This is a genomic window from Ruegeria sp. F5 (assembly GCF_056533845.1).
This window is the reverse complement of the sequence record NZ_JBQFOU010000016.1, coordinates 15,642-31,859: the sequence shown is the minus strand read 5'-3', so window position 1 is coordinate 31,859 and position 16,218 is coordinate 15,642. Positions and strand designations below refer to the sequence as shown.

Sequence of the window (16,218 nt, the reverse complement as noted above, 5' to 3'; positions counted from 1 at the left end):
GACTTTGGAGAACTGTAAACATGCTCAACACAGTGGCCACCAAAATAACATCGCAGATGCCGCTAACTGTGCGTGAGCGTCGCTCGGCTTTCTGGGCCAGCAGTGATGCACATAATCCCAATGGTTACATGGTTTACAATCACACGTTGATCCCCTCGACTTTTGGTGAGGCGGAGCAACAGTACTACCACTTGAAATCTGCAGTGCAGCTTTGGGATGTGGGTTGCGAACGGCAGATTGAGCTGGTCGGCCCGGACGCCTCAAAGCTCATTCAGATGTCGACACCACGTGACATCAGCCAGATGACACATGATAGATGTTTCTACATTCCCACTGTTGATGGGAAAGGTCATATGACCAACGATCCAGTTCTGCTTCGTCTGGACGAGGACCGGTTTTGGGTCTCAATTTCCAACAGCGATCTATTGCTCTACTACAAGGGCATAGCTGCCGCGTTGAATCTTAATGTGGAGGTTTTCGAACCGGAGGTCTCGCCATTGGCAATTCAAGGTCCTAAGGCTGACGAATTGGTCTCGCGTGTTTGGGGCAGTGAAATCCGCGATCTTAGGTTCTTCCGCCACATGCGCGTGGATGTGAACGGTACGCAGATGATCCTCGCTCGATCAGGGTTTTCCACACAAGGCGGCTTTGAACTGTATTTCGAGGGCAATGAGGGCGGTGATGTGATCTGGAACCAGCTTATGGAAGCTGGTCGCGATCTGGATGTTCGGGCAGGTGCGCCGCACCAATCCGAGCGTATCGAGTCGGGAATGCTGTCTTTCCTAGCAGATATAACCTTCGATATGACGCCATTCGAGGCTGGTCTCGGAAGCCTGTGCGAAACAGAGCGCGACATTGGTTGCCTTGGATGGGTGGCCCTGCGCGAAAAGCGCGAGCCGGATCGGCAGCTGCGCCCCATCGAGATCGCCGGTGATGCGCTGCCGCCTCAGGGCGCATTCTGGGATGTGATCGCTGATGGCCGTTCTGTCGGACGGATCTCGTCTTCATGCCGCGCATATAGTTTCGACTGCAACGCGGCAATCGGTTTGATCGATCGTAGTCATTGGAAACCGGGCACTGCTCTCGAGATACTTACATCCGATGGCCTCCGCGAAGCTAAGGTCAAAGAGAAGTTCTGGGGGAGGTTCTGATGACAGCACGTATCGCCCGCCCGCGTCGGAGTTTTATTTTTACACCGGGTTTGCGCCCAGAAATGTTCCCTAAGGCGCTGGCAAGCGGTGCGGATATCGTCTGTGTCGAGTTGGAGGACGGGATAGCGCCAAAAGACAAAGCTGAAGCGCGAAAAAACGCACTGGCTCTGTTCCAAACCCCGCAAGCCGACGACGGCGTTGAGCGTATTGTACGGATCAATTCCATGCGCGAACGGTTCGGAATCGAGGATGTAAACGCGATCCTATCTACCAATACTCCGCCACCAGCCCTGATGATGCCAAAAGTCAGGACCCCTGACGAGGTCGTTATTCTGGACCAGCTTTTGAGCGAAGCGGGCCACTCATCACGGCTGCACATCATCATTGAAACAAATGAAGGGTTAGAAGCGGCGTTCGAGATTGCCCGAAGCTCAGATCGGATCGATGCGATGTTTTTTGGGGGCGTTGATATGGCTGCCGAGCTTAGATGTAAAAACGAGTTTCAGTCCTTGATTTATGCTCGATCTCGCGTGGTTCACGCCTCTGCAGCTGCCGGGCTTGATGTAATCGACGTTCCATTTCTTGACCTAGACGATCCGGATGGAATGCGAAAGGAGGCTGAACTGGTGCGAGACCTAGGTTTCGCTGGGAAGGGTTCTGTGCATCCCAAACAAATTTCGATACTGAATGAGGTCTTCATGCCGACGGACGCACAAATCACCACTGCGCGTCACGTCATTTCCGAATTCGAGAAAGCCGGCACAGGCCTTGTTGTGATTGACGGCAAGCTGATCGAGAAACCGGTACTTCGTGAAATGCGCCGTATCGTTGCTATAGCTGATCGCGTGGAAGCTTAGTGTAGCCGAAGCCGGTTTAACGGGTAGATTTGATTGTCGGCAGTCGTGCATGAATGCCAAAGCTTGTCTGGTTTCTAAGCAACTCGCCCGACTCTGCTCGTTCTCTCGTGCATTGAAATCCTCGGGGGATCGTATTGCCTCTAACTGTGAAGAAAGCCCTCAAGTTCGTTTAGGTAGCTGTCACGAGTTTCAATCAAGCACTGCTCAAATGCCGATACCATCGTACTTTCGGGCTGAAACTTGGATCGAAGCAAGGTGCTATTGAAGGGTAAGCTAAACGAGAATTTGCGGAAAACGACATTCCGGTGTTTGAAGCTTAGTGCGGAGAACGGGTTTATTATTGTTAGACCTACTCCTTGTGCGACTGCTTCTGCGGCCATGATCGAATTGTGTACTTCCACGACTGTGTTGGGTGCCACCGATTTCTCTTCGAGCAACCGGCTCAACCGCTGACTGTAAGGATCATTTTGACCAAGTCCCACAAAGCTCTGATCGTTGATGTCCTCGGGCGTAATTTCGTCTTTTGCGCACAACTCATGATCTGCTGGAAGGATACAAATTTCAGGAGCATCGGTGAACGACTGGAATACGGTTCCGTCAGGTTCGACAGCATAGGCTGCTAGCCCGATATCGCATTGCTGAGAGGCAACCATATCTGAAATTGTCGGAGTTTGCCGGGTTGATACGACGATCTGAACGCGCGGCCGATTTTTGTGGAAGGCTCTCACGGCAGATACAAGAAACCCCTGAGAATAAGCCGGTGCACAGGCAACGTGGATCTTGCCCTGTTGCAAGTTGCGGATCTCTTCGGCAGTTCTCCCAATCCTTCTCAGACTTCGAAACGATTTGTCGACCTCTTCATAAAGCAGCATTGCTTCGCGTGTCGGCGTAACTCGGTTTCCGGAGCGAATGAAAAGCTTCATTCGAACTGCATCCTCAAGCTGCTTTAAGGACCGACTAACGGCAGGTTGGGATGTGTTCAGGATGTCTGCGGCTCCGGTAACGGTACCCACGGCGATTGTCGCATGAAAGCATTCGAGAAGACGGGAATTGAGCTGCAATTGTTGTCCTTTCGGGTGCACCAGGCCCCTTGCTCGGCCTTATTTCACCATATCAAAAGTGAATACTAAAGGTCCAACCTTGTATTATCCTTCTGTCTGCCAGCATGCTCAAACTCTACCGAGGCAACCATCACATGATGTTTTGCGTTGGTCGAAGATAGCTCCATGACGTCGTTAGTTGCTCTGTTCTTCGTCTTTCGCAGAGGAGGCAGAACACGATGTATGACTTTTACGCTGACACAAAAACCAAGCCCACAGCAGAGATGAGAAAAGCTGTATTGGACTGTGTCGTGGGTGACGAACAAAAAGATGAAGATCCCACCACAAGCGAATTGTGCGCACGTGTCGCTAATCTGCTTGGCAAGGAAGCCGCTGTTTTTCTGCCGTCGGGCACGATGTGCAATGAGATCGCCATCAAGATTCACACAAACCCGGGTGATGAGATCATTTGCGAGCAGTCCTGCCACATTATCAACTTTGAGACCGGCGGTCCCGCTGCAATCAGCAGCGTCATGATCCGCGCTATCCATGGTCAGCGCGGGATTTTCACTCCGGATCAGGTGAAAGAATGTCTGCGACCCAATTCCCGCTACATGCCCAAAAGCGCACTGCTGTGTGTTGAGCAAACCGCGAATATGGGCGGTGGTGCGATCTGGCCTGTTGAACAGTTGGACGAGGTGGCGCGCACGGCGAAGGCTGCCGGTCTTGCTACCCATATGGATGGCGCCCGGTTGATGAACGCATCGTTGAAAACCGGTATCTCTCCTGTGCGATACGCCCAGGAATACGACACGGTCTGGATCGACTTTACGAAAGGTCTGGGCGCGCCCGTAGGGGCTGTGCTTGCCGGTTCGAAAGAGTTCATTACCAAGGCGTGGCGTCTCAAGCAGCAGATCGGCGGCGCAATGCGCCAGTCAGGGATTGTCGCTTCGATGTGTCTCTATGCGCTGGACAACCATGTGAAGCGCCTCGCTGACGACCATTCCCTGGCCGAACGTCTTGGGCGCGAAATTGATGACTTGCCGTTTGTCAAAGCGGTGCTTCCGGTCGACACCAACATCGTCATCTTCGATATGACCGAAGATGCGCCAAAAGCGGCCGAACTGGTCGAGCTGTTGAAAAAACAAGATGTACTTGTCGGTGCTTTTGGCGAGCGCCGCATCCGAATTGTCACCCACATCGATGTAAACCCAACAGCTGCTGACGCGCTGATGTGCGGCCTGAAGCAGCATTTGGGTGCCGCGGAAGAGGAGGTTTCGTACGATGGCGCTTGATAGTGTTTCAAATGAGGGCCCGCTGGTCAAAATTGATGAGCTTTCAAAGGTGTTTCACACGGCTGATGGCCGGACAATAAATGCCCTGAAATCCGTCTCAACGCATGTGGATCGAGGTGAGGTCGTTGCAATTATTGGCCCAAGTGGATCGGGCAAAAGCACTTTGCTGCGGGCGCTCAACGGCCTAGACCCGCTGACATCGGGCCACATCGTCATCGACGGCACCGACCTTGCGGATCGCAAAACCGACATGAATGCGCTTCGCGCCGATGTCGGGATGGTGTTTCAGCACTTTAACCTGTTCCAGCATAAGACCTCGTTGGAAAACATCACGCTGCCACAAACTCTGGTGCGCAAGCTTTCCAAATCCCAGGCCGAAGACGTCGCAATGGATCTTCTGAGGCAGTTGGGTCTTGACCATCTGGCCAACAACTACCCGTCGCAGCTGTCGGGTGGCCAGCAGCAACGTATTGCCATTGCCCGCGCTTTGGCGATGAAGCCGAAACTGATGCTTTTCGACGAAGCAACCTCGGCTCTTGACCCCGAAATGGTCGGCGAAGTGCTCGACCTTATGAAACGTCTTGCTGCAGACGGAATGACCATGTGTCTCGTGACCCATGAAATGAATTTTGCGCGTGAGGTTTGCGACCGTGTGATCTTCATGGACGGTGGCGAATTGGTCGAAAGCGGTGAGCCCGCAGCATTTTTCGAAAACCCAAAAACCGACCGAGCACGTCAGTTTTTGGACAAGGTTCTCTAAACCATCACTCAACCCAAGGGAGTATACGTGATGAACTTCTTCAAGTCACTTTTGGCGGGGGCGGCAACATTTGTGGCTGCACACACCACCACTTTTTCGGAAGCGAATGCTGATACCGTTTCCGATATCGTAAACCGGGGCGCGCTGAACGTTGCCGTTCAGACTCAGGGCCCTCCGTTCAGCTTTGTTGACAAAAACGGTGAACGCACCGGCTTTGCAGTCGAGATCGTGAAACTGATCGCGCAGGACATGGGCGTTGAAATCGAATTCCACGACTACGAGTGGAAGGGTCTGATCCCTGCACTGCTGGCAGAAAAAGTCGATTTCATTGCGGCTGACATGACGCCGACCCCCCAGCGCGCACTGCAATTGAACTTCACCGAGCCGTTCTACTACAGCGAAGTTGTCGCTTACGTTGGTGGAGACTCGGACGCGGCAGCGTGGTCGGACCTCAACAAGGACGGCGTGAAAATCGGTGTTCCTCAGGCAAGCTCGCACGTGCGTTTTGTTCGTGAGAACATCCCGAATGCCGAAGTTGTTGAACTGTCCGGCGGTAGCCCGGCCGTCGCACAAGCCCTGTCGGTTGGTCGCGTCAATGCTGGTGTAACCTCGCGCGAGATCGCAACCCAGTTCACCCGCGAATTCGAAGGCGTGCGCATCACCGATGGCGTCATCGTTCAGTCGCCGCTGAGCTTCCCGGTTCGTCCGACCGATACTCATCTGCAGTCCTGGCTCAACAACTGGTTCCGCATCAAGCATGCTGACCGCACCATCGAGCGCATGCTGAACTACTGGGTTCTGAGCGACGCGTGGGAAGCTGACCACAAGTAATCAGCCTTCGTAGGTAGAGAGTGGCCGGTCAATCCGGCCACTCATTCGACCTGATAAAATAGGAGGCAAAAATGAGCCTTATTGAAATCTACAATTATCGGGTCGTATCTCAATACTTTCCCGTATTTGCAGAGGGGCTATGGGCGACACTTTGGATATCCTGTGTATGCCTTGTACTGTCCCTTATCCTCGGCACTCTGATCACAGTGGCCCGTCGATCAAAAAAGCGCTGGATCGCGATTCCAATTGTCACATATGTCGAAGCGATCCGTAGTACGCCGCTTCTTGTGCAGCTCTACCTTGTATACTATGGCCTTTCGCAGATACCCGTTCTGAACATCCCCGTTCCTGCTCTTGCATGTGGCATCTTTGCTCTGACCGTGCATACCGCAGCTTACATGAGCGAGATCATTCGCGGAGGAATTGAATCCGTCGATCGTGGCCAGTTCGAAGGGGCCAAAGCCGTGGGTATGAGCGAGCGCCAGGCGATGATCAACATCATCTACCCACAGGCTTTTGCAAATGTTATTCCGGCACTTCTGGGACAAACGGCCGTTCTTATCAAAGACAGTTCGATCCTGAGCTTTATCGCGGTGTTTGAACTGCTCGGTGCAGGCCTAATCATTTTGTCTGACCGCGTCATGCCTGTCGAAGCCTTCATGACGGCTGCGTTCGGTTACCTGCTGATCTACCTCATGATGCTATATCTCTCGTCCGTCGCCAAAAAACGACTGGCTGGCAACTCTTGGTGTCAGCGATAGGAGGCAAGAATGCTTGAAATCACGCTTCAAACAATGCCGTTCCTGCTGGAAGGCTTTCTGAACACCATCTTGATCTCTTTCGTTGCGATCTTCTTTGGTAGTGTTGTGGGACTTTTTCTGGGGCTGATCCGGACTGTTGGGCCTGGATACGCAAACAACCTAGTAGGTCTTTATGTGCACCTTGTTCGTGCAACTCCGTTCCTGGTGCAGATCTACATTGTCTACTATGTGCTGCCGACGACCGGTTGGTCCATATTTGACTTCTCCAATTTCACGGCTGCGGTCATCGCCCTGACGATATATACTTCTTCCTATACCGCCGAGATCGTTCGTGGTTCGCTGGAAGCTGTTCCGAAGGGGCAGTGGGAAGGTGCCGCCGCCACGGGTATGACAATGCGTCAGAGACTGGCGTATGTCATTCTACCCCAAGCCTGGAAACTGACACTGCCTCCGCTTGCCGGCGTCTATGTTCTGGTCATCAAGGGCACATCAATCCTGTCAGTGATCGGCGTTGTGGAATTGATGCGCCAGGGCGAGGACGCGATCCACCGGCATCCAACGCACATCATGTGGATCCTGTTCCTCTGTGCCACGCTTTACTTCATCTACTGTTTCCCGATTTTGCGCGGAATCAAGTACATGGAGAAGCGCATCGCGGTCAAAGGTGCGCGCAGCCTGGCCACTGAAGAAGGCTGGTAGCACTATCACCACCTCCCGTTTGTTCGAGAGGTGGTCGACCTCAAGCCAATTGACACTCCCCATGGGGCAGGGCGCTTGAGTCCTGTCGAGCAGACCAATTCCAATCATCAGAGGGCATTCACGATGTCACAAAGTCCAAACTCAACGTTGTTCATAGGTGGCGGGAATATGGGCCTCGCTATCCTGAGAGGCTTCCGCAGTAGTGGTGGGGATATGGATCAGGTCTCAGTCGTTGACCCATTCCTGGATGCCGAAGTGGCTGTCGAACTTGGCCTCAGCGGTTTGTTCCATAGGATCGAAGAGATCCCGGAAGACAAGAAGTTCGGAACCATCCTTTTGGCCGTAAAGCCGCAGATCTTTGAGACGCTTGGTTCCGGATGGGCGGTTCCTTTGTCTGAGGGTGGTCTGGTGATTTCCATCATGGCTGGCGTTGCCAGCAGCCGAATTGCAAGGAACGCTGGAAAACCATGTGTCGTTGCGCGCTGTATGCCGAACATGGCCGCGGCGGTTGGTCAATCGGTGAATGTGGCACATCTGTCGGAACCGTCTCACAAAGAACAGTTCGAAGCCCTGATTTCCGGTTCCGGCCCTGTTCGCTGGGTGGATAACGAAGACCACATCCACATGACAACGGCTGTATCCGGTTCGGGCCCGGCGTATTTCTTTGCATTTGTCGAAGCGCTTGCACTGGCCGGCGAACAAGCTGGGTTGGACCCGGAACTGGCCCTGGACCTGTCTATTGACACGTTGATCGGCGCTGCAGAGCTGCTCAAGACCAACAGAAGCCCGGCGAGCCTGCGCGAGAGTGTAACGTCAAAAGGTGGAACGACGGCAGCCGCATTGTCGGCCTTTGCTACTAATAACAATCTGAAAGGCGTTGTTGGAGACGGCGTCAATGCCGCTGTTTCAAGATCTCGGGAGTTGTCTCAGTAACGAACCGAGGATTGCCTTTCACAACCGCAACCCAGTGATCGGTGGTCTTTTTCAGACAAACAAGGCAATCGCTATGGCTAGCTCTACAAGTCTGTTGCACATCTTGGAAAGGCTCTGCAGCTTCCAAACGGTCAGCGATCAAAGCAACCTTGAATGGATGTGTTGCAAAATCTGGGACCCAATTGACGAACATGCGTGATCTGACGTTTGTTTTGCCCAGTAGTTTTCGAATAGGTTCCAACATGATCTCTTTGAAAGGCAGCCCTTTCCACAAGGATGCAACTTTGCCTTTTTGGCCGACGGTGGACCGCGTTTACAAACCTCGGTAGGAGGAAGCCGCGGGAACTGGGATCATGCTATGGGGAAAGAGCGCAGACGGATGAGGCTGACGTTGCCACAGACGCGTGGCCGACAGTGTTTGATGCGCCAGCTGCGACCATTTTCTGCCACTTTGGTCGCGGGCATTTCACCGATTGAGTCCATATGCTGTGAGTCACAGCATTTATTCTGAGTGATGACCGCAAGTAGGTTTGACCGATCAGCTAAAGACGACCGGAGCATATCGAAGTGTATGGTCAGGCATCGGAAAATGCGGCCTGCTCCCGTAGTGGCGCACACGGCATCGGTATCTAACCACGCCGGAAGATCTCAATGATACGCATTGGACCGCCGCAGCAGGGGCATGGCTCGCGCAAAGTGAGCGGAGTGACATCGGGCTCCTGCTGTGGCTCGGTGATTTCGTCGGAGCGTTGAACATTAAGCGAAGTCTGGATCTTCTTAATGTTCGTTTTGCGCGCTGAACTGGCCAGCAGGCCGTGGTGGCGGATGCCGTGGAACCCGTCAGGCAGATCGTGGATCAGGAAATGGCGCATGGCCACATGTCGGGCATAGATTGGTTTTGTATGAAGGACCACTTTGTGCGCCTCACAACAACCGTAATAATCGGCCTGTACTTGAAGCAGAAGCTGAGACGGTTTTTTGAACCGCCATATTCGACTGAGCCACTTCCGGCCTACCCACCGAGCCCTCAACTTCTATGGAAGGAGACTTCTAGCAGTTTCGTGCCGCTGGATCACCACAATAGCCACACAAATCCTACTATCCTGAACAAAATGTGCTGGCGACAGATGTCGCCAGCGCATTCCACTTCACTGGGTGATGATTTCCGGTCCCATGAACGTGTTGGGGAGGAATGTAGACAGGAATGGAACGTAAGTTACGATGATCGGATCAAACACTCGACAACAGCAGGCTTGTCTCACTGTTGGAGATCCCATCGATCATTCGAACTTCACGCAGCACGCGATCAAAATCGTGTAATTTGGCGACGCGAACTTCGGCGATCAGGTCCCAGTTCCCATTCGTGGTGTGCAAGGCGTAGAGTTCTGACATTCCGCGCAACGCCCGAATGACCTGACTAGTGGACTTTCCCACGACCTCAATCATCATAATCGCGCGGATGTAGTCTTCCTCGTAATCCTCGCGAATCCGGGCCGTGAAACCGAGCAGCGCCCCAGTTTCTATCAACTTGTCCATCCTGCTTTGGATTGTTGCTCTGGTCACACCAAGCAGATCTGCAAGTTTGGAAACTGGCGCTCGACCGTCACGTCGAAGAAAAGAGATTAGTTGACGGTCTAGATCATCGTAAATGTGCTTACCCCGACTTTGTTTCATCAGCTGTACTTTCTGCAAAAATCGACCGAACAAATTGGTCGACTTTGACCTAGCGAACTGCGTAATTTGCTCATTTATCCTAAAATTCTTACAGGCGATATTGCAAGAAACCAAGATTCGAAGGTGTCTCCATGCCCAAACTGTCCCCATCCGAACTCGCTTTTGTTCCATTTGTCAGCGTCGAAAACATGATGCGCCTAATACACAGCATCGGCATTGAGTCGATGCTGAAAGGTCTTGCATTGTATATCGAAGACGATTTCCGACGTTGGGAGAAATTCGACAAGACCCCACGCGTTGCCAGTCATTCAGATGTCGGCGTGATCGAGTTGATGCCAACTTCGGACGGTGAGGCCTATGGGTTCAAATACGTGAACGGCCACCCAAAAAACACCAAGGAAGGCCTGCAAACTGTCACTGCCTTTGGTCTTCTTGCCGACGTCAATACAGGCTACCCCGTTTTGCTGACTGAAATGACAATGCTGACCGCACTGCGTACTGCGGCGACATCTGCGATGGTCGCCAAGTACCTGGCCCCCAAGGGTGCAAGCTGCATGGCGATGATCGGAAACGGGGCCCAATCTGAATTCCAAGCCACCGCAATGAATGTGCTTTGCGGTGTTGATACGCTCCGGCTTTATGACATCGACAGCAAGGCAACCCAAAAGCTAGTCAGAAATCTTGAGGGCCGCGGCTTCAATATCACGTCGTGCAAGACGCCCGAAGAGGCCATCGAAGGGGCAAAGATCGTCACCACCTGCACGGCAGACAAGCAAAACGCGACCATCCTGACCGACAACATGGTCGGTGCAGGCGTTCACATCAACGCTATCGGCGGCGATTGCCCGGGCAAAACCGAGGTACACAAAGACGTTCTGCTGCGATCAGATGTTTTCGTTGAGTACCCGCCGCAAACCCGCGTGGAAGGTGATATTCAACAGATGCCTGACGATTTCGCGGTAACTGAAATGTGGCAGGTCATAAAGGGCATCAAGCAGGGCCGTACCGGTGACCGCCAGATTACCCTGTTCGATGGAGTAGGATTTGCCATCGAGGACTTTTCCGCCCTGCGCTTTGTCCGTGACCGGATCACGGGCACTGACTTCTTTCAAGACCTGGACATGCTGGCTGACCCCGACGATCCGCGCGATCTGTTCGGAATGCTGCTGCGCGCCCAATAACCGGACAACTGAGGAGATCACAATTATGGAAAAACCCAGTATTCAGGCCCCGTCTTCAGTTGTCATGATCCGTCCGCACCATTTTTCGGTGAATACGGAAACTGTTGATAACGTGTTTCAGGCCGGTCAAACCGCAAGCGGCGATATTGCTAAGCAGGCTTATGACGAAGCCACGCGATCTGCAGAAATCCTGCGCCAGTACGGCGTGCTCGTCCATGTATTTGAGGGAGACGACAACCGTACCCCCGATTGTGTCTTTCCCAACAACTGGTTTTCGACCCACGCTGGCGGACATGTCGCGATCTATCCAATGATGGCCCCAAACCGCCGACTAGAGCGTCGGACGGATGTCATCGAATTACTCAAGCAGGAATACCGTGTTCAGGATATCATCGATTATTCGGGGCTTGAGCATGACAACCTGTTCCTAGAAGGCACAGGGGCTATGGTTATCGATCATGTTGATCGCGTCGCTTATGCCGTTGAATCTGACCGGACCAGCCCGATCCTGCTGGAGCGGTTTTGCACCCATTTCAACTATGAACCGATGGCGTTCGCAGCAACTGACAGAAACGGAGTTGCTGTGTATCACACCAACGTGCTGATGTGCATCGCAACGGATTATGCATTGATCGGCGCGAACATGATCACTGACGAAAACCGCAGGAAAGAGGTCGTAGACCGACTTGGGCGACCTGGACGCAATGTGATCGAACTCAGTCATGATCAGATCGAAGCCTTCGCCGGTAACGCCATTGAACTTCAGGGCAGAGACATGCGCCTTCTGGCCCTGTCGCAAACGGCTTTCGATGCTCTGACGGAAAACCAGAAAGCCATCATCGAGAAGAGCGCGAAACTTGTTCCACTTCCCATTCCAACGATAGAAATGGCTGGCGGTTCGGTGCGCTGCACTATCGCCGGGATCCATTTGGCACGCCGCTAAGACCTGAGAACAGAGTGGAGGGTGCCGTGATCAGACTGGATGGCATCGAAGTCGTCATCATGATCTGATAGCTGCAACTGTCCTCAACCCAGCCTGAAACCAGCCACTGCACTGCACCAATTGATTTTGGTGCAGTACGGCATCACTTCGCGCCGGGGGCGACATATACTTCAGACCTCAGCTCCCCTCGGGAACATGCTGATGCCACATGTCGGTGACGATTTTCCAGCCATCGTCCTCTGGGCGGAGGACAAACAGATAGGTGCCTGTTGCATCCATACCTACGGCCTCGATTTTGGCCTCAACAAAGCCGATCATGACCGCCAAGGTCTCATCGTCCGAGACATACAGATGATCAATCGTATGGGTAACGTCGCCTTTGTTGGCGGTGGCTAAGGCCTTTGATCCCACTCGCCTCAAGAAAAATCGTCAAAAACCCGTTCCTCCCACCCACGCGGAGAGGGTCCCCAAGAGCTTTCCAAAATTTCAACTGGCTTAGTCCTCAGAACACAAACGACTTTTTTGCCGACCCTCTCCATCCGGGAACAACCGAGAACGGGTAAGCTGGCAAATCACCTCACCCGCCAATTGCTTAAAATCTGGGCAATTCTTCTCGACCCTTTTCGACAAAAGATGAGTCTCAAGTGCGAAACTATTGACTCGTTACGTCAAGTTAGACATTCTTTATAACAATACAGACGTGCTGATATTCAGAACAACAGTGGAGTTGGAAAAATGCAAATCAAAGGTTTGGCGGTAGGTTTGGCTTTGGCGGCAGGGACGGCTTTCCCCCACCTTGCGCTGGCGGAAAGCCCCACGATCAAAGCAATCCAGGATCGCGGCACGATGCTGTGCTCGGGTCACAACGGCTCCTATTTCGGCTTTGTCGAAGTGAACGACAAAAACGAGTGGAAAGGTCTAGATATCGACCTCTGCCGCGCGATGACAACTGCGCTGCTGGGCGACCCGAGCAAGGCTCAGATCGTTCCGTTGAGCTGGGCACAGCGTTTCCCGGCCCTGCAGTCTGGTGACGTCGACGTCATCATCAAAGCCACCGGCTGGACCATGGGTCGCGACACCGAACTGGGTCTGCAATTCTCGATCCCCTATTTCTTCGGCGGCGCACAGTTCATGGCGCATGGCGATCTGGGCATCACCGAGGCGAAGGATCTGGAAGGCGGCACCATCTGCGTCGAAGCGGGCACCACCATCGAGCGCATCGCGGCCAACTATCTGCAGAGTCTTGGTGTGGAACACACGATGGTTAGCTATGAAAAAGCCTCCGAACTGCGCGCGGCCTATTTGGCCAACCGTTGCGACAGCTTTGTCGCCTGGGGTCCGTTTCTGGCTGTCCTGCGCGCCACGGAAATGGAAAACCCGGATGCGCACGTGATCCTGAACGACCAGTTGTCGAACGAACCGATCTCGGCGGCGATGCGCCAGGGTGATGAGGATTTCGTCGACTTCACCAACTGGATGCTGGCAGCCCTGCTGATCGCCGAGGAAGAAGGCATCACCTCGGAAAATGTCGAGGAAATGGCAGCCAACCCACCGAACCCGAAAATCGCCCGTCTGCTGGGCGCCGAACCGGGCATGGGTGAGCGTCTGGGCCTGCGCGACACATGGGCCAAAGAGATGATCGCAGCCATGGGCAATTATGGTGAAATCTATCACCGTAATCTGGGCGACAACAGCCCGTACAAACTGGAACGCGGTTTGAACAACCTCTGGAGCCACGGCGGCGTTCTCTACGCCCCGCAGCTTGACTAAGCATTGACTTAGCCCGGGGTCGCCGTAGAAGGCGGCCCCGCAACTTCCGGTACATTAAAAAAGACTGAAGCCATGGACGCATCCGAACTGAAGGCGCGCGCCAACAGGCGCAAGCTGATTATCCAAAGCGCGCTGATTGTATTTTCCGCGCTTATTGTCATCGGCGCCATTCAGAGTGCCAAGGTCAACCTGAATGCGCTGGGTCTTGCCAGCGGCTTTGGCTTCCTCGAGCGGTCCACAGGCTGGTCTTACTCGTTTTCGCTGATTGATCGGGATATCAATGACAGCTATGCCCGAACCCTGACGATCGGGTTCCTGAACACGATCTTTCTGGGCTTTCTGACAATTGTGCTGTCCACTGTGTTCGGTTTCCTCATCGGGACGTTCCGCGATGCGCGCAACCCGGCCCTGAAAACCGCGGCGACGGTTTATATCCAGACCTTCCGGAACATTCCGCTGATCCTGCAGGGTATTTTCTGGTACGCCGTTGTGATCCACCTGCCGGGGCCCAGACAGGCGATGTCACTGGGTGAGGCGATCTTTTTGTCCAATCGCGGGCTGATGATCCCGCTGCTGAACGTGTCATTGACCGTCGCCCTAATCATGGTTCTGGTCCTGGTCGCTGCGGCGTTTTTCATGGCGCGGATGAAAATCAGCTTCCTAAAGATTGTACTCGCTCTGACTGGCCTGGGCTTTTTCATGGTGTTGGTCGCAACTGGCCTGACGGTTCCAGCGGGCGAGGGCGCGATTTCGTGGCCTGCGCTGCAGGGGCTGCGGTTTGAGGGTGGTCTGACCATCTCACCAGAACTACTGGTCATGATCATTGCCATCACGCTCTACGGCTCGGCCTATATCGCTGAGGTCGTTCGTGGTGGCCTCGCCGAAGTGCCTAAAGGTCTGATCGAGGCTGGGGAGGCGCTGGGTTTGACCCAGCGTGCGATCTGGGCGCGCATCAAGATGCCCATGGCATTGAGGACAATCATTCCCCCGCTTGGCAACCAGTGGATTTTCATCATGAAAGCCACAACAATCGGTGTCGCCATCGGGTTCTCGGACCTGTTCTACATCGTCTCAACCTCGATCACGCAATCCGGTCAGACGCTGGAACTGATCGCCATCCTCATGGGCGCGTTCCTGCTGGTCAACTTCTCGATTGCTCAGTTCGTCAACTGGCTCAACGAAAGCCTCAAATTGAAGGCGCATTGATATGGCTGACGCAGTCCTCTCCAAGAAATTCGACTGGCAGCAATTCCGCCGCCGCTCCTTTGCCACGCCCACGGATTCAGTGATCACGGTTGTTGTGTTTACCTTTTTGGCGTGGCTGGTTTGGCAGGCGGTGAGCTGGGGTGTGTTCAACGCAGTCTGGAGCGCCGACAATGTCGAGCAATGCGGCCATGGCGGGGCCTGCTGGTCCGTTATCGACGCCCGGCACCGGCTGATCCTGTTTGGCCTTTATCCCTATGACGAGCATTGGCGGTCGGCACTGGCCTGCCTGTCAATTATCGGCACGGTTATCGTATCGTGCTTCCCGTGGACCTGGACGGCCAAACGCCTGTCAACCATCTGGATCGTGGGTTTTGCCATCTATTACCTGCTGATGGAAGGCAGCCTACTGGGTCTGCCTCAGGTTACCACCGACCAATGGGGAGGATTGGCCCTGACGCTGTTCCTGTTCTCCAGCGTGGTCTTGATCGGGATGCCAATGGGGCTGGGTCTGGCTCTGATGCGGCGCTCGGAAATGCCAGTCGTGCGCGGCTTTGCCTCTCTGGTAATCGACATGATCCGGTCTTTGCCACTGCTGACAACTCTGTTCACAGCCGCCGTTGTCATTCCGATCCTGCTACCAAGCTGGCTGGAAGGCGACAAGATATGGCGTGTGATTATCGCCTTTGGGCTCTTCTTCGCCTGCTATCAGGCTGAGGTTTTGCGCGGTGGATTTCAGGCTATCACCAAAGGCCAGTTCGAAGCGGGCAAAGCGCTGGGTCTGACCTATTGGCAAATCCTCGGGCGCATTGTGCTGCCGCAGGTGTTCCGTCATGCCCTACCTGCGACGGTCAACAACGTGGTTGTGACCTTCAAGGAAACCGCCATCGTCATCATCATCGGGTTCTTCGATATCCTTGCTTCGGCCAATGCGGCCTTCGGCACGGGCGAGTGGGCGCCATACTACATCGAGGTTCTGGCCTTTGTTGCGGCGATCTACTGGGTCTTCCTGTTTGGACTTGGCCAGTACGGTGAATACCTCAAACGACGCATGAAAGTTGCAGAGCGGTAATTTCCCCAACCTCCCCTAATCCGCAACTGCAAAAGCAACCGCCCATCT

At 53.9% G+C, this 16,218-nt stretch carries 16 protein-coding genes and 1 pseudogene; 13 read left to right on the top strand and 4 right to left on the bottom strand.

Going from position 1 to position 16,218, the window contains the following annotated elements; genetic code table 11:
- The first annotated feature begins 20 nt into the window (after positions 1 to 20).
- Both ACR0K1_RS19895 and ACR0K1_RS19890 read left to right on the top strand, forming a co-directional pair.
- The gene (locus tag ACR0K1_RS19895; protein ID WP_480616911.1) at positions 21 to 1,151 is read left to right on the top strand and encodes a dimethylsulfoniopropionate demethylase; all 1,131 of its coding nucleotides are present in this window, start codon (positions 21 to 23) and stop codon (positions 1,149 to 1,151) included.
- On the top strand, positions 1,151 to 2,008 hold the full coding sequence (locus tag ACR0K1_RS19890) for an HpcH/HpaI aldolase/citrate lyase family protein (protein ID WP_480616913.1): 858 nt from the start codon (positions 1,151 to 1,153) through the stop codon (positions 2,006 to 2,008). Before ACR0K1_RS19895 ends, ACR0K1_RS19890 begins: the two co-directional genes overlap by 1 nt.
- Before the next feature lie 140 nt (positions 2,009 to 2,148).
- Here ACR0K1_RS19890 and ACR0K1_RS19885 read toward each other — a convergent pair whose 3' ends face one another.
- Positions 2,149 to 3,090 carry a LysR substrate-binding domain-containing protein gene (locus tag ACR0K1_RS19885; RefSeq protein WP_480616915.1) on the bottom strand — a complete coding sequence of 314 codons (942 nt, stop codon included), beginning with the start codon at positions 3,088 to 3,090 and terminating at the stop codon, positions 2,149 to 2,151.
- Positions 3,091 to 3,287: 197 nt separating this feature from the next.
- Here ACR0K1_RS19885 and ACR0K1_RS19880 point away from each other — a divergent pair, with 197 nt between their 5' ends.
- The 6 genes from ACR0K1_RS19880 (at position 3,288) to proC (ending at position 8,327) form a co-directional block, all read left to right on the top strand.
- Positions 3,288 to 4,343 (top strand): threonine aldolase family protein, encoded by a 1,056-nt coding sequence (locus ACR0K1_RS19880; RefSeq protein WP_480616917.1) that lies wholly within the window; start codon positions 3,288 to 3,290, stop codon positions 4,341 to 4,343.
- On the top strand, positions 4,333 to 5,103 hold the full coding sequence (locus tag ACR0K1_RS19875; RefSeq protein WP_480616919.1) for an amino acid ABC transporter ATP-binding protein: 771 nt from the start codon (positions 4,333 to 4,335) through the stop codon (positions 5,101 to 5,103). The genes ACR0K1_RS19880 and ACR0K1_RS19875 overlap by 11 nt, the downstream gene beginning before the upstream one ends.
- A gap of 30 nt (positions 5,104 to 5,133) precedes the next feature.
- Positions 5,134 to 5,934 carry an ABC transporter substrate-binding protein gene (locus ACR0K1_RS19870; RefSeq protein ID WP_480616921.1) on the top strand — a complete coding sequence of 267 codons (801 nt, stop codon included), beginning with the start codon at positions 5,134 to 5,136 and terminating at the stop codon, positions 5,932 to 5,934.
- A gap of 71 nt (positions 5,935 to 6,005) precedes the next feature.
- Positions 6,006 to 6,695, top strand: a complete 690-nt coding sequence (locus tag ACR0K1_RS19865) for an amino acid ABC transporter permease (RefSeq protein ID WP_480851667.1) — start codon at positions 6,006 to 6,008, stop codon at positions 6,693 to 6,695.
- Positions 6,696 to 6,704: 9 nt separating this feature from the next.
- On the top strand, positions 6,705 to 7,394 hold the full coding sequence (locus tag ACR0K1_RS19860; protein WP_480851665.1) for an amino acid ABC transporter permease: 690 nt from the start codon (positions 6,705 to 6,707) through the stop codon (positions 7,392 to 7,394).
- Between the two features lie 123 nt (positions 7,395 to 7,517).
- The gene (gene proC, locus ACR0K1_RS19855; protein WP_480851742.1) at positions 7,518 to 8,327 is read left to right on the top strand and encodes a pyrroline-5-carboxylate reductase; all 810 of its coding nucleotides are present in this window, start codon (positions 7,518 to 7,520) and stop codon (positions 8,325 to 8,327) included.
- A gap of 629 nt (positions 8,328 to 8,956) precedes the next feature.
- Here the strand turns inward: proC and ACR0K1_RS19850 are convergent.
- Both ACR0K1_RS19850 and ACR0K1_RS19845 read right to left on the bottom strand, forming a co-directional pair.
- Positions 8,957 to 9,199: pseudogene (locus ACR0K1_RS19850) on the bottom strand (IS91 family transposase); the annotation flags it as partial.
- A 358-nt stretch (positions 9,200 to 9,557) separates the two neighbouring features.
- Positions 9,558 to 10,001 carry an Lrp/AsnC family transcriptional regulator gene (locus tag ACR0K1_RS19845; RefSeq protein ID WP_480851664.1) on the bottom strand — a complete coding sequence of 148 codons (444 nt, stop codon included), beginning with the start codon at positions 9,999 to 10,001 and terminating at the stop codon, positions 9,558 to 9,560.
- Between the two features lie 131 nt (positions 10,002 to 10,132).
- Between ACR0K1_RS19845 and ACR0K1_RS19840 the strand changes: the two genes are divergently transcribed.
- Entirely contained in the window at positions 10,133 to 11,182 is a 1,050-nt protein-coding gene (locus tag ACR0K1_RS19840) for an ornithine cyclodeaminase (RefSeq protein ID WP_480851662.1), read from the top strand.
- Positions 11,183 to 11,207: 25 nt separating this feature from the next.
- On the top strand, positions 11,208 to 12,125 hold the full coding sequence (ctlX, locus tag ACR0K1_RS19835) for a citrulline utilization hydrolase CtlX (RefSeq protein WP_480851660.1): 918 nt from the start codon (positions 11,208 to 11,210) through the stop codon (positions 12,123 to 12,125).
- Positions 12,126 to 12,302: 177 nt separating this feature from the next.
- On the opposite strand, the gene ACR0K1_RS19830 is transcribed toward ctlX, so the two are convergent.
- Positions 12,303 to 12,545 carry a Cif family virulence factor gene (locus ACR0K1_RS19830; protein WP_480851658.1) on the bottom strand — a complete coding sequence of 81 codons (243 nt, stop codon included), beginning with the start codon at positions 12,543 to 12,545 and terminating at the stop codon, positions 12,303 to 12,305.
- Between the two features lie 315 nt (positions 12,546 to 12,860).
- Between ACR0K1_RS19830 and ACR0K1_RS19825 the strand changes: the two genes are divergently transcribed.
- The 3 genes from ACR0K1_RS19825 (at position 12,861) to ACR0K1_RS19815 (ending at position 16,170) form a co-directional block, all read left to right on the top strand.
- Entirely contained in the window at positions 12,861 to 13,895 is a 1,035-nt protein-coding gene (locus ACR0K1_RS19825) for an amino acid ABC transporter substrate-binding protein (RefSeq protein WP_480851657.1), read from the top strand.
- Between the two features lie 72 nt (positions 13,896 to 13,967).
- Positions 13,968 to 15,101 (top strand): ABC transporter permease subunit, encoded by a 1,134-nt coding sequence (locus tag ACR0K1_RS19820; protein WP_480851656.1) that lies wholly within the window; start codon positions 13,968 to 13,970, stop codon positions 15,099 to 15,101.
- A gap of 1 nt (position 15,102) precedes the next feature.
- On the top strand, positions 15,103 to 16,170 hold the full coding sequence (locus tag ACR0K1_RS19815; RefSeq protein WP_480616939.1) for an amino acid ABC transporter permease: 1,068 nt from the start codon (positions 15,103 to 15,105) through the stop codon (positions 16,168 to 16,170).
- Positions 16,171 to 16,218 lie beyond the last annotated feature (48 nt).

What these genes read in the sequence shown, in the direction of transcription:
- ACR0K1_RS19895 (WP_480616911.1), top strand. Translation starts at nt 21, where the DNA reads ATGCTCAACACAGTGGCCACCAAAATAACATCGCAGATGCCGCTAACT.
- ACR0K1_RS19890 (WP_480616913.1), top strand. Translation starts at nt 1,151, where the DNA reads ATGACAGCACGTATCGCCCGCCCGCGTCGGAGTTTTATTTTTACACCG.
- ACR0K1_RS19880 (WP_480616917.1), top strand. Translation starts at nt 3,288, where the DNA reads ATGTATGACTTTTACGCTGACACAAAAACCAAGCCCACAGCAGAGATG.
- ACR0K1_RS19875 (WP_480616919.1), top strand. Translation starts at nt 4,333, where the DNA reads ATGGCGCTTGATAGTGTTTCAAATGAGGGCCCGCTGGTCAAAATTGAT.
- ACR0K1_RS19870 (WP_480616921.1), top strand. Translation starts at nt 5,134, where the DNA reads ATGAACTTCTTCAAGTCACTTTTGGCGGGGGCGGCAACATTTGTGGCT.
- ACR0K1_RS19865 (WP_480851667.1), top strand. Translation starts at nt 6,006, where the DNA reads ATGAGCCTTATTGAAATCTACAATTATCGGGTCGTATCTCAATACTTT.
- ACR0K1_RS19860 (WP_480851665.1), top strand. Translation starts at nt 6,705, where the DNA reads ATGCTTGAAATCACGCTTCAAACAATGCCGTTCCTGCTGGAAGGCTTT.
- proC (WP_480851742.1), top strand. Translation starts at nt 7,518, where the DNA reads ATGTCACAAAGTCCAAACTCAACGTTGTTCATAGGTGGCGGGAATATG.
- ACR0K1_RS19845 (WP_480851664.1), bottom strand. Translation starts at nt 10,001, where the DNA reads ATGAAACAAAGTCGGGGTAAGCACATTTACGATGATCTAGACCGTCAA.
- ACR0K1_RS19840 (WP_480851662.1), top strand. Translation starts at nt 10,133, where the DNA reads ATGCCCAAACTGTCCCCATCCGAACTCGCTTTTGTTCCATTTGTCAGC.
- ctlX (WP_480851660.1), top strand. Translation starts at nt 11,208, where the DNA reads ATGGAAAAACCCAGTATTCAGGCCCCGTCTTCAGTTGTCATGATCCGT.
- ACR0K1_RS19825 (WP_480851657.1), top strand. Translation starts at nt 12,861, where the DNA reads ATGCAAATCAAAGGTTTGGCGGTAGGTTTGGCTTTGGCGGCAGGGACG.
- ACR0K1_RS19820 (WP_480851656.1), top strand. Translation starts at nt 13,968, where the DNA reads ATGGACGCATCCGAACTGAAGGCGCGCGCCAACAGGCGCAAGCTGATT.
- ACR0K1_RS19815 (WP_480616939.1), top strand. Translation starts at nt 15,103, where the DNA reads ATGGCTGACGCAGTCCTCTCCAAGAAATTCGACTGGCAGCAATTCCGC.